This window comes from Pseudomonas sp. UMAB-40 (assembly GCF_900095275.1).
GTDB classification, from domain to species: domain Bacteria; phylum Pseudomonadota; class Gammaproteobacteria; order Pseudomonadales; family Pseudomonadaceae; genus Aquipseudomonas; species Aquipseudomonas mandelii_B.
In genome coordinates, this window is record NZ_LT607563.1 from 26,689 (window position 1) to 38,539 (window position 11,851).

The 11,851-nt window shown below is 60.4% G+C and carries 11 protein-coding genes; 3 read left to right on the forward strand and 8 right to left on the reverse strand.

Features of this window, described 5'->3' with window-relative positions:
* The 3 genes from holA to leuS form a co-directional block, all read right to left on the reverse strand.
* On the reverse strand, positions 1-1,032 hold a 1,032-nt coding region (holA, locus tag K0F88_RS18565; RefSeq protein ID WP_219096035.1), incomplete at its 3' end, for a DNA polymerase III subunit delta.
* A 39-nt stretch (positions 1,033-1,071) separates the two neighbouring features.
* Positions 1,072-1,677 carry an LPS assembly lipoprotein LptE gene (gene lptE, locus K0F88_RS18570; RefSeq protein ID WP_219096036.1) on the reverse strand — a complete coding sequence of 202 codons (606 nt, stop codon included), beginning with the start codon at positions 1,675-1,677 and terminating at the stop codon, positions 1,072-1,074.
* 89 nt (positions 1,678-1,766) lie between these two features.
* Entirely contained in the window at positions 1,767-4,373 is a 2,607-nt protein-coding gene (leuS, locus tag K0F88_RS18575) for a leucine--tRNA ligase (RefSeq protein ID WP_219096037.1), read from the reverse strand.
* Between the two features lie 279 nt (positions 4,374-4,652).
* Between leuS and K0F88_RS18580 the strand changes: the two genes are divergently transcribed.
* Positions 4,653-4,973: a hypothetical protein gene (locus K0F88_RS18580; RefSeq protein WP_094470479.1), complete on the forward strand. Its 321-nt coding sequence runs from the start codon at positions 4,653-4,655 to the stop codon at positions 4,971-4,973.
* A gap of 105 nt (positions 4,974-5,078) precedes the next feature.
* Positions 5,079-5,840, forward strand: a complete 762-nt coding sequence (locus tag K0F88_RS18585; RefSeq protein WP_094470480.1) for a YdcF family protein — start codon at positions 5,079-5,081, stop codon at positions 5,838-5,840.
* A gap of 137 nt (positions 5,841-5,977) precedes the next feature.
* Here K0F88_RS18585 and lnt read toward each other — a convergent pair whose 3' ends face one another.
* From lnt to miaB, 5 genes are all read right to left on the reverse strand, one after another.
* On the reverse strand, positions 5,978-7,501 hold the full coding sequence (gene lnt, locus K0F88_RS18590) for an apolipoprotein N-acyltransferase (RefSeq protein ID WP_219096038.1): 1,524 nt from the start codon (positions 7,499-7,501) through the stop codon (positions 5,978-5,980).
* A 14-nt stretch (positions 7,502-7,515) separates the two neighbouring features.
* A complete protein-coding gene (locus K0F88_RS18595) occupies positions 7,516-8,355 on the reverse strand; it encodes an HlyC/CorC family transporter (protein WP_109635113.1) in 840 nt (279 codons plus the stop codon).
* A 5-nt stretch (positions 8,356-8,360) separates the two neighbouring features.
* A complete protein-coding gene (gene ybeY / locus K0F88_RS18600; RefSeq protein WP_219096039.1) occupies positions 8,361-8,855 on the reverse strand; it encodes an rRNA maturation RNase YbeY in 495 nt (164 codons plus the stop codon).
* On the reverse strand, positions 8,848-9,852 hold the full coding sequence (locus K0F88_RS18605; RefSeq protein WP_010467382.1) for a PhoH family protein: 1,005 nt from the start codon (positions 9,850-9,852) through the stop codon (positions 8,848-8,850). Before K0F88_RS18605 ends, ybeY begins: the two co-directional genes overlap by 8 nt.
* A gap of 206 nt (positions 9,853-10,058) precedes the next feature.
* Entirely contained in the window at positions 10,059-11,387 is a 1,329-nt protein-coding gene (miaB, locus tag K0F88_RS18610) for a tRNA (N6-isopentenyl adenosine(37)-C2)-methylthiotransferase MiaB (protein WP_219096040.1), read from the reverse strand.
* 134 nt (positions 11,388-11,521) lie between these two features.
* On the opposite strand from miaB, the gene K0F88_RS18615 reads away from it, so the two are divergent.
* Positions 11,522-11,851, forward strand: coding sequence for a DUF1820 family protein (locus tag K0F88_RS18615; RefSeq protein ID WP_007894425.1), 330 nt, complete (start codon positions 11,522-11,524; stop codon positions 11,849-11,851).

Below are 11,851 nucleotides of genomic sequence, written 5' to 3' on the forward strand. Positions count from 1 at the left end.
GGCAGGTAGCGACAATCTCTGGCCCGCCATCAACAACGACAGCCGACTCAAACTCATCCACGGCGACCCGGCAGCCTGGCCCTTGATCTGCGCATCAATGCGCTGAGCTTCCAGCAACAACTGCGCCCAGCGTTGCGCCGGATAGCGTTGCAGGGCTTTGCTCATCAGCGGTTTGCGCTTGTCCCAGACCGGCGGTCGAGCCTGGCTGAAGGCTTTGTCCAGCGGCACACCCTGGCTGTATTGCAGCGAAAGGTTGGCCAGCAGGCGCAGTTCCCGGGCCAGCGCCCAGAGAATCACGGGCGGTTCGACGCCTTCACCGCGCAGCCCTTCGAGGATGCGTAGGGCATGGGCGGCTTCGCCGTTGAGAATCGCGTCGGTCAGGCCAAACACATCGAAGCGCGCACTGTCGGCAACCGCCGCTTGCACGGTTTCAACGGTGATCTGGCCACCTTCGGCCATCAGCTTGAGTTTTTCGATTTCCTGGGCGGCGGCCAGCAGGTTGCCCTCGACCCGCGCGGCAATCAGTTCCACGGCGTCCTGGCTGGCGGAAAGACCGGCCTGGGATAGCCGTTGACGAATCCAGCTCGGCAACTGGTTGGCATCCACCGGCCAGATCTGCACAAACTGCGTCTGCTGACCTTCGACCAGCGCCTTGCCCCACTTGGTCTTCTGCGCACTGCCATCGAGCTTGGGCAGGCTGATCAGCAGCACCGTGTCTTCGGCCGGGCGCGAGCAGTACTCGATGAATGCAGCAGCACCTTTGTCGCCGGGTTTACCGGATGGCAAACGCAATTCCAGCAGGCGCTTTTCGGCGAACAGCGACATGCTTGCGCCAGCTTGCAGCAACGTTCCCCAGTCGAAACTGGCGTCGGCGGCGAAGACCTGGCGTTCGTCGAAGCCCTGTTGGCGAGCGGCGGCACGAATGGAGTCGGCGGCCTCCTGACACAGCAACGGGTCATCGCCGCTGATGATGTAGACCGGCGCGAGGGCACCTTGCAGGTGCTTGGCGAGTTGAGCGGGGGCGAGTTTCATAAGAGAGGGCGAACGGGGCGCCTGAGCGCCCCGTAAGTCTTATTGCTGCGGGATTTCGATAGGCGACTGACGCGGAGTTTCCGCTTCAGCTTTCTGCGCCGCGTCCAGTGCCTGGGCTTCGGCTTTGGCCTTGGCGTCGGCGGTCTGTTGCAATTGGTCCAACTGAGTCGGCGTGAGCTGCGACAGGCGCAGCATCATGCGTTGAACCAACTCGCGACGGGTTTCTGTGCGAGCGGTACTCGCTTCCTGGTCGGAACCCACCAGGTTGTTGCCGTCGTGGATAAAGATCTTCTGCACTTCGAGCTTGTCGCTCAGCAGTGGCAGGTTTTGTGCACCACGGACGTCATAGTTCAACACGGTGGTCACCTGATACTCGCCTGTGCGGCCGGCACCGGCGTAGCTGAGGATGCGCTGGCTTTCCTGCTCATCCGTTAACACAAGCTTGTACGGTGCTCCGGTGTAAACCTTGACGCCGCTGCTTTCCAGTACCTGACGCAGTTGCGTCACGGTTTCGCCGTAGGCGTTGCGGGCGCTCAGATCGAGCTCCTTGATCGCCAGTTCATTGGTGCCGGTGCCGCGCAGTTGGAAACCGCAGGCGCTCAACAGGACTGCGAGGCCCATCACCAGCAAATTGCGTTTGATCATCTTGTTGCTCCCCTTGAAACCATGTGGGCCGACCGTGTGGCCCGAAAGGTTTTACTCGGCGCCAGGCTCACCTGGCGCCTGATCCAATTTTAGCTGGCGACGATATTGACCAGTTTCCCAGGCACTACGATCACTTTACGAATAGTCAGGCCGTCGACGAAGCGCAGCACGTTCTCGTTGACCCGGGCAGTGGCTTCGACTTCTTCGCGAGTCGCGGTGGCCGGCATTTCGATCTGGCCGCGCAGCTTGCCGTTGACCTGGATGACCAGCGTCAGGCTGTCCTGCACCAGCGCGGTGTCGTCCACCACCGGCCAGCCGGCGTCGATCACCGGGTCAGCGTGACCCAATTGATGCCACAGCTCGTGGCTGATGTGCGGGGTGATCGGAGCCAGCAGCAACGTCACGGCTTCCAGGCCGTCGTGAACCAGTGCGCGATCCTGTTCGGTGGCTTGCGCGGCTTTTTCCAGCACGTTCATCAGCGTCATCACCTGGGCGATGGCGGTGTTGAATTTGTGGTTCTGGCCGACGTCGTGGCTGGCCTGCTTGATGGCCAGGTGGATCGAACGGCGAATGGCTTTTTGCTCGTCGTTCAGGCTGGCGACATCCAGTTTGCCCGGCAGGCCCTGAGTGACGTGGGCTTGAGCCAGGCGCCAGACGCGCTTGAGGAAACGGTGCGAACCCTCGACGCCAGAGTCGGACCATTCCGCGCTCATGTCAGGAGGCGAGGCGAACATCATGAACAGGCGGCAGGTGTCGGCGCCGAACTGGTCGATCATCGACTGTGGGTCGACGCCGTTGTTCTTCGACTTGGCCATCTTCTCGGTACCGCCGATTTCCACCGGCAGGCCGTCTGCGATCAGTTTGGCGCTGATGACCTTGGCCTTGCTGTCGCGTTCGAGTTCGACGTCTGCCGGGTTGAACCAGGTGTAAGCACCGTTGGCTTCGCGACGATAGTAAGTCTCGGCGATCACCATGCCCTGGGTCAGCAGGTTCTTGAAGGGCTCGTTGGAGCTCACCAGTCCTTCGTCGCGCATCAGCTTGTGGAAGAAACGCGCGTAGAGCAGGTGCAGAATCGCGTGTTCGATACCGCCGATGTATTGATCCACCGGCAGCCAGTGATCGGCCGCCGATTTTTCCACCAGACCGTCTTCATAGTGCGGCGAGGCGTATCGGGCGTAGTACCACGAGGACTCGACGAAGGTGTCCATGGTGTCGGTTTCACGCTTGGCCGGTGCGCCGCATTTCGGGCAAGCGCACTCGTAGAACTCAGGCATGCGCGCCAGAGGCGACCCCGCGCCGTCCGGCACGACATCTTCCGGCAGCACGACTGGCAATTGATCTTCCGGGACCGGCACGTCACCGCAGGTGTTGCAGTGAATGATCGGGATCGGGCAGCCCCAGTAGCGCTGACGGCTGATGCCCCAGTCGCGCAGGCGGAACTGGGTGCGCGAGGCACCGAGGTTTTTCTTGATCAGCGCGACTTCAATGGCGTCGAACGCGCCTGGGAAATCCAGACCGTCGAACTCACCGGAGTTGATCAGCGTGCCGTGCTCGCCGTAAGCGTCCTGCCACGGAGCCGGGTTGGTGTCACCGGAGCTGGTGCGCACCACGGACTTGATCGGCAGGTCGTACTTGGTGGCGAACTCGAAATCACGTTCGTCGTGAGCCGGAACAGCCATCACCGCGCCATCGCCGTAATGCATCAGCACGTAGTTGGCGACCCACACCGGGAGTTTCTCACCGGTCAGCGGGTGCTCGACGAACAGCGAGGTCGGCAGGCCTTTTTTCTCTTGGGTGGCGACGTCGGCTTCGGCAACGCTGCCGCCCTTGCATTCGGCGATGAACGCTTGCAGCTCGGGGTTGTTCTGCGCGGCCAGGGTGGCCAAAGGGTGTTCAGCGGCCACGGCAACGTAGGTGGCGCCCATCAAGGTGTCCGGACGGGTGGTGAAGACTTTCAGTGCGCCGGTTTCGCCGATGGAATCGACGTTGTACGGGAACTGCACTTCCATGCCGCGGGATTTGCCGATCCAGTTGCGCTGCATGGTCTTGACCTGTTCAGGCCAGCCAGTCAGTTCGTCGAGGCTCTCCAGCAGCTCATCCGCGTAGGCGGTGATCTTGAAGTAGTACATCGGGATTTCGCGCTTTTCGATCAGCGCGCCGGAACGCCAGCCGCGACCGTCGATCACCTGTTCGTTGGCCAGGACGGTCTGGTCGACCGGGTCCCAGTTCACGGTGCCGCTTTTTTTGTAGATCACGCCTTTTTCGAACAGGCGAGTGAACAGCCATTGTTCCCAGCGGTAGTAATCGGGCTTGCAGGTGGTCACCTCGCGGGACCAGTCCACCGCCAGGCCCAGGCTGCGCAGCTGGTTTTTCATGTAGGCGATGTTTTCGTAGGTCCACTTGGCGGGCGCTACGTTGTTCTTCATCGCGGCGTTTTCCGCCGGCATGCCGAAGGCGTCCCAACCCATGGGTTGCAGGACGTTCTTGCCTTGCATGCGCTGGTAGCGGGAGATCACGTCGCCGATGGTGTAGTTGCGCACGTGCCCCATGTGTAGCTTGCCGCTGGGGTAAGGGAACATCGACAGGCAGTAGAACGTCTCCTTGCCTGGCTGTTCACTGACTTCAAAGGACTTTTGCTCGTCCCAGAACGACTGGGCGGCGGCTTCGATTTCACGGGGCTGATATTGTTCGTGCATGGCTACTTTTGAACTGAATAGGGGTGGCCTAATCCTCTTCAATGCAACGCTGGACGGTGATGACGCCAAATCGGCGTTTCGGTGCCCGAACGAGCTGGAAGTGGAGTTACAGGAAGCGCCGTAGCATACATGACCGCACTCTACCGAGGGAAACCCTGATTGCTGCCGCGCGTCTTGCGAAAACCGCCGCGAGGGCCGTTGGTCGCGGCATCCAGCCGGTTTGTTCATGGAAGCTAAGCTCTAAATGGGGAGCGAGTCTTATCTTCAATGAGGTGAGGGATGGTTGAGTCACAGCAAAAAGTCACGAAACCGCAGCTGTACGAAAGACTGATCGATCGTCTTGGGATGGCTCTGGACGCTGCAAAAACCGCTGACCGGCTACGCGATGAGCGTCCCCTGGAGCTGGAACTGCGTGGGTTGAGCCCCGCAGAGTTTGCACTGGTCAAAGCCTATCTGGATCGCAGTGAACGTGAGACGCACGGATGCTTGTCTGCAGCAGTGAAGCAACTCGACGCACCACGTTCGGCCAAGATCATCTGGCTCAAGGACAAGGCACCTGGCAGGGGCACGGAAAAGGTCCGGTCTCTGCAATTCAAATAATGACTGCACGCCATGACCCATGGTTTTTTAGAGCATAGTCCTTCCGCATTTGTTGTCGCATTGCGTCAACCCACTTAGGCTTCGGGCATCTTATGGAGATGCTCGATGCCTTTTCGTTATTTCGTGAAACAACTTCTGTTGCCGCCCGGCATTCTTTTGCTATTGCTGATACTTGCGTGGTGGTTGCGCCGCTCAAGACCGCGGCTTGCGGGTGTGTGCTTTGCCTTGGGGTTCGGCGGCTTCCTGTTAATGAGTTTGCCGGTGGTGGTGCAGTGGGGCGCCAAGGCCCTGGAAAGTGAACCGCCACTGGCGCGCGAGGAATGGGCCACCCTGAGTCAGCGTGCGGATGCGATTGTGGTGTTGGGTTCGGGGCGTGAGCGGGGCGATATTGCCTGGGGGGCTGATCAGCCGACGGGCGTAGGTCTGGAGCGCGAACGGTATACGGCACGCCTGGCCAAGGCTTCCGGGTTGCCCATTCTCACCAGCGGCGGCCTGCATTACGGTACGCCGCCCACTGAAGCGAAGTTGATGGCGGATTCGTTGCTCGATGATTTCGGCGTGACCGTGCGCTGGCAGGAAGGGCGTAGCCGCACGACGTGGGAGAACGCGCAGTTCAGCGCTGAGGTGCTTTTGCCGCAGGGCATCAAGCGGGTAGTGGTAGTCACACAGGCCTGGCACATGCCGCGATCGGTCTGGAGCTTTCAGCAGGCGGGATTTGAAGTGGTGCCAGCGCCGGTGGGGTTTTTAGGCGCGGACAATGCCCGGCCGCTGGGTGGCTGGATGCCGGAGTTCAAATCGATCTGGCAGAGCGGGCAGTTGTTTAATGAGGCGGTGGGGCAGATCGGGTACTCAATGTTTTACCGATGACCTGTGGCGAGGGAGCTTACTCCCGCCGGGCTGCGAAGCAGCCCTGAGTCCGGCTAATCCATTTCTGGCTGACAAAGCGCATTAACCGGTATTGCGGCTGCTGCGCAGCCGAGCGGGAGCAAGCTCCCTCGCCACAGTCAAACGGTCTTGGCCATCCGGTTCGCCACCAGCGCCCAACCAAACAACAACACGCAAACGATGATCAGCGGCCACGAGCGCCATTGCAGGTAAGGCGTCAGGTTGTGCATTGGCACGACTTCGCCGTACAGGATGCCGCGTTCGAACTGCGGGATCTGCGCCGTGATCTGCCCGAACGGGTTGATCAGGCCGGTCACGCCGTTGTTGGTGGCGCGGATCATCCAGCGGCCCGCCTCCAGCGCGCGCATCTGCGCCATTTGCAAATGTTGCAGCGGACCGATGGAGGTGCCGAACCAGGTGTCGTTGCTGATGGTCAGCAGCAAATCACTGCGGGCCGCCAGGCTGGCGGCGAATTCCGGGTAAACCACTTCGTAGCAGATGAACGGCGCAATCTGATAGCCCTTGGCTTGCAGCATCGCCTGGTCAGCCGGGCCACGGGCAAAGTCGGACATCGGCAGGTCGAAGAACGCGATCAGCCCACGCAGCACTTCCTGCAACGGAACGTATTCGCCAAACGGCACCAGCTTCTGCTTGAGATAAGTGCCGTCGCCTTCACCGAGGACGGTGATGCCGTTGAAGAAGCGCTTCTCGTGTCGGACTTCCTGGCGGATCGGTACGCCGGTAATCAGCGCAGATTTACGCTCGGCGGCGAAATTCCCCATCATATTCAGGTAGCCCTCGGCGGACTCCTTGAGCACCGGAACGGCCGTTTCCGGCCAGATCAGCAGGTCGACCCGTTTGGAGCTGAAACTCATGTCGCGGTACAGCGCCAGCTGCGCGTTGAGCTGCGCCGGGTCCCACTTCATGCTTTGTTCGATATTGCCCTGAAGGGCGGCAACGCTCAGCGCCGGGCCCGCCGGGCTGGTCCAGGCGTGTTCCTTCAGCGCCATGCCGGCCACCCAGGGGCCGACCAACAGCAATACACCGGCGGCGATAAAGCCTTTACGGCCTGTGCGTACCAGACGCATGGCGTTGTAGATCAGTGCCGCCGTCAGGGCCAGCGTGAAGGAAATCAGCCACATTCCGCCGACGGGCGCGAGCCCGGCCAACGGGCCGTCGAGCTGGCTGTAACCGGAGTAGAGCCACGGAAAACCGGTGAGAAACCAGCCACGAAAAGCTTCCTGGCCAACCCACAGCGCGGCAAACGCCAAGGCATCCGCCAGCGGCGCTTCGTTGCGACGCAGCCAGCGCGCCCAGATCCAGGCGGGCAGGGCGAAGAACCAGGCAATCGCGGCCGTGAAGATCAGCATCAGGAAGCCGGCCAGCAGCACTGACGCGCCGCCGAAGTGGTGAATGCTGTAATAGATCCAGCTGGTACCGGCGCCAAACAGGCCAAAACCGAAACACCAGCCACGGCCCAGGGCCTGACGGGGGCTCAGTTCGCGCAAACCGGCATAGAAGAACCCTACCGCCAGCAACGCCAACGGCCAGATATCGAACGGCGCCAGGGCCAGGGTGGTGAGTGCACCGGCCGCCACGGCCAGCAGGTTACCGGGCCAGCCGGGGCGGGTCATACGATGCATTTCAATCCTTGGATTTATCGGGCGATAGGGGTCAGGCGCAGCAAGTGAATCCGACGGCTGTCGGCGTTCAGGATGCGGAAGCGATAAGGGCCGATTTCAGTGATTTCGTTGCGTTTTGGCAAGTGCCCGAACGCACTCATCACCAGGCCGCCAACGGTGTCGAACTCGTCGTTGGAGAATTCGCTGTCGAAGAACTCGTTGAAGTTCTCGATCGGCGTCAGGGCCTTGATCAGGAAGTCACCGCTGGGCAGCGGCTTGATGTAGCTGTCTTCTTCGACGTCGTGCTCGTCTTCGATGTCGCCGACGATTTGTTCCAGCACGTCTTCGATGGTCACCAGGCCTGCCACGCCGCCGTATTCGTCAATGACGATGGCCATGTGGTTGTGGTTGGCGCGGAATTCGCGCAGCAGCACATTCAGACGCTTGGACTCGGGCACGAAGGTGGCCGGGCGCAGCAGATCCTTGATGTTGAAGCTGTCGCCATTCTCCTTGAGGATCAATGGCAGCAAGTCCTTGGCCAGCAACACGCCCATCACGTCATCGTGGCTTTCGCCGATGACCGGGTAACGGGAGTGGGCCGAGTCGACCACGGCGGGCAGGAACTCGCGAGGTGTCTGGGTCGCCTTGATGCTGATCATCTGCGAGCGCGGGACCATGATGTCCCGTACTTGCAGGTCAGCGACCTGGATGGCGCCTTCGACGATGGCCAGCGCTTCGCTGTCCAACAGTTTGTTCTGGTGTGCGTCGCGCAGCAGCTCCAGCAGCTCCTGGCGGTTCTTCGGCTCGTGGGCAAAAGCCTGGGTGAGCTTACCCAGCCAAGACTTTTGCCCGTTGCTCGATCGATCTTCGCTCATAGCGATTACTCTGAATCCTTTGTTGTAACGGTAGGGGTTGTGTCTGTTTCGTCGTCCGCATAAGGGTCGGGATAGCCCAACTCGGCAAGCAACGTTCGTTCCAGTGCTTCCATTTCTTCGGCTTCCTCGTCATCTATATGGTCGTAACCCAACAGATGCAAGCAGCCGTGAATCACCAGATGCGCCCAATGGGCCTTTAGTTCCTTGCCTTGCTCGGCGGCTTCGCGCTCGACCACGGCCACGCAGATCACCAGATCGCCCAGCAGAGGGATGTCGAGAAACTCGTCGGGTACATCCGCAGGAAACGACAGGACGTTGGTGGCGTAATCCTTCTGCCGCCAGGTGTGGTTCAGCTCGCGGGCCTCTTCGTCATCGACCAGGCGGATGGTCATTTCAGAGTCGGCGGTGCGCTGGCGCAGGGCCAGTTCGCACCATTGGCGGAACTCGGCTTCGCTGGGGGACGGCGCTTGGGTAGCCAGTTGCAGATCAAGCTCAAGCATCGCGGCGACTGTCCTTTGGTGTTTCGTCTGCCGCGCGATTCTCGAAGCGCTCGTAGGCTTCGACGATGCGTTGCACCAATGGATGGCGCACAACGTCCTTGGGCATGAAATGGGTGAAGCTGATACCCGGCACGTCTTTGAGCACTTCAATCACATGGTGCAGCCCGGACTTGGTGCCTTTCGGCAAGTCGACCTGGGTGATGTCACCGGTGATGACGGCCGTGGAGCCGAAGCCGATCCGGGTCAGGAACATCTTCATCTGTTCGACGGTAGTGTTCTGGCTTTCGTCGAGAATGATGAAGCTGTTGTTCAGCGTGCGACCGCGCATGTAGGCCAGTGGCGCAACTTCGATCACTTGGCGTTCGATCAGCTTGGCGACGTGTTCGAAGCCGAGCATCTCGTAGAGTGCGTCGTAGAGGGGGCGCAGGTACGGGTCGATCTTTTGCGACAGGTCGCCGGGCAGGAAGCCGAGCTTTTCGCCCGCTTCAACCGCCGGACGGACCAGCAGGATGCGGCGGATCTGCTCGCGTTCCAGCGCGTCTACCGCACAGGCAACGGCCAGATAGGTCTTGCCGGTACCGGCCGGGCCGATGCCGAAATTGATGTCGTTACCGAGGATTTCCTTCACGTAGCGCAGCTGATTCAAGCCGCGAGGGCGAATCATGCCTTTCTTGGTGCGCAGGGCGACGGAGGGTTCGGACGGGGAGACGTTGTCCAGCTCTTCGACGGCCGATTCCTGAAGGAACAGGTGAACCGTATCCGGCGACAGCTCTGTACCCTTGGTTTCCCGGTACAGGCGGCGGATCAGGTTTTCCGCGGAAGTGGTGTGCTTGGGTTCGCCGATCAGTTCGAACTGGTTTCCGCGGTTGCGGATCTCGATGGTCAGGCGCTGTTCGATCAAGCGCAGATGCTCGTCGAATTGCCCGCACAGATTGGCGAAGCGACGGGCCTCAAAGGGCTCGAGGATAAAGCGATGTGGTTCTATGGGTGCGTTCAAGGTCGTATTTAGCCGCCCTGGGGCAATTAAGATGAAATCAAGGATAACGCCAGTGGGCTGGGTGCGAAAGCTCTTAAATAATCCAGCGCCAAACACCGTCCCTGTAGCAGCGAAGCTTGCTCGCGAAGGCGGTATTTCAGACGACTCATGTTGTGAGTGTCAGTCCGCCTTCGCGGGCAAGCCTCGCTCCTACAAGTTATGCGGTGTTATTGGATCAGCGAGCCCCGCAGCGAGTGCGGTTGTGCGGCGTCGATGTGCACGTCGGCGAACTGGCCGATCAAGGTCGGGTTGTCGCAGCGGAAGTTGACGATCCGGTTATTCTCGGTCCTGCCTTGCAGCTCGCCGGGGTCTTTTTTCGAGTAATCGGTGACCAGGATCCGCTGAATCGAGCCGACCATTTGTCGGCTGATCTCGAAACCTTGCTGGTTCAAGCGATGTTGCAGCGCGTTCAGCCGCTCTTTCTTCAGTTCTTCCGGCGTTTCGTCGGCCAAGTCTGCGGCCGGGGTGCCCGGGCGTTGGCTGTAGACGAACGAGTAGGAGAAGTCGAAACCGACGTCTTCGATCAGCTTCATGGTCTGTTCGAAGTCTTTCTCGGTCTCGCCCGGGAAGCCGACGATGAAGTCTGAACTGATGCAGATCCCCGGCACGGCGGCGCGTAGCTTCCGCAGTTTGGATTTGTATTCCAGCGCGGTGTGGTTGCGTTTCATCGCCGAGAGAATGCGGTCTGAACCCGATTGCACCGGCAAGTGCAGGTGTTTAACCAGTTCCGGCACGTCGGCGTGGGCCTGGATCAGGCTGTCGGAGAACTCCAGCGGGTGCGAGGTGGTGTAGCGGATCCGGTCGATGCCATCGACGGCGGCCACCACACGGATCAGCTCGGCCAGGTCGGCCAAACGTCCATCGTGCGTCGTCCCGCGATAGCCGTTGACGTTCTGGCCCAACAGCGTTACTTCGCGCACGCCGTTTTCGGCCAGGTGCATGATTTCGGCAATCACGTCATCGAACGGCCGGCTGACTTCTTCGCCGCGGGTATAGGGCACCACGCAGAAGGTGCAGTATTTGCTGCAGCCTTCCATGACCGACACATAAGCGCTCGGGCCATCGATGCGCGGCTCGGGCAAATGGTCGAATTTTTCGATTTCCGGGAACGAGACGTCGACTTGCGGCAGCTTGGTGGCGCGCGCGGCGTCGATCATTTCCGGGAGGCGGTGCAGGGTTTGCGGGCCGAAGACCACGTCGACATACGGCGCGCGGTCGCGGATAGCCGCGCCTTCCTGACTGGCCACGCAACCGCCGACGGCGATGACCATGTCCGGGTTGGCCAGTTTCAGTTCGCGCCAGCGGCCGAGTTGGGAATACACCCGGTCCTGGGCGCGTTCACGAATGGAGCAGGTGTTGAGCAGGATCACGTCGGCGTCTTCGGCGCGAGCGGTCACTTCCAGGGCCTGATGTTCACCCAGCAGATCGACCATGCGCGAGCTGTCGTACTCGTTCATCTGGCAACCGTGGGTTTCGATGTAAAGCTTCTTGGCCATGGACAGAGTCATCACGTGATTCAAAGAACCGCGCATTATAGGGAACATGTCCCAAGGTTCCTACCGTTGTGCGTCCGGTGGCTATGCTATAGTTCGCGCCCTCATTTTTATCCCCAATGTGTTGCCCGCCCACCATGACCAAACGTGAAGCCCCAATCTACAAGGTGATTTTCCTCAACCAGGGCCAGGTGTACGAAATGTATGCCAAGCAGATCTATCAAAGTGATCTGTGGGGCTTCCTGGAAGTGGAAGAGTTCGTCTTTGGCGAGCGCACGCAAGTGGTCGTCGACCCGAGCGAAGAGAAGTTGAAAGCTCAGTTCGAAGGCGTTGTGCGCAGTTTTGTGCCGATGCATTCGATTGTGCGCATCGACGAAGTGGAACGCCTCGGCACGCCGAAAATCAGCGAAGCCCGCGGTGCGGTCGGCAATGTCATGCCGTTTCCGATGCCGATGCCTGAGAAGTAA

Coding starts and splice junctions, on each gene's coding strand:
- lptE (WP_219096036.1), bottom strand. CDS start 1,677: ATGATCAAACGCAATTTGCTGGTGATGGGCCTCGCAGTCCTGTTGAGC.
- leuS (WP_219096037.1), bottom strand. CDS start 4,373: ATGCACGAACAATATCAGCCCCGTGAAATCGAAGCCGCCGCCCAGTCG.
- K0F88_RS18580 (WP_094470479.1), top strand. CDS start 4,653: ATGGTTGAGTCACAGCAAAAAGTCACGAAACCGCAGCTGTACGAAAGA.
- K0F88_RS18585 (WP_094470480.1), top strand. CDS start 5,079: ATGCCTTTTCGTTATTTCGTGAAACAACTTCTGTTGCCGCCCGGCATT.
- lnt (WP_219096038.1), bottom strand. CDS start 7,501: ATGCATCGTATGACCCGCCCCGGCTGGCCCGGTAACCTGCTGGCCGTG.
- K0F88_RS18595 (WP_109635113.1), bottom strand. CDS start 8,355: ATGAGCGAAGATCGATCGAGCAACGGGCAAAAGTCTTGGCTGGGTAAG.
- ybeY (WP_219096039.1), bottom strand. CDS start 8,855: ATGCTTGAGCTTGATCTGCAACTGGCTACCCAAGCGCCGTCCCCCAGC.
- miaB (WP_219096040.1), bottom strand. CDS start 11,387: ATGGCCAAGAAGCTTTACATCGAAACCCACGGTTGCCAGATGAACGAG.
- K0F88_RS18615 (WP_007894425.1), top strand. CDS start 11,522: ATGACCAAACGTGAAGCCCCAATCTACAAGGTGATTTTCCTCAACCAG.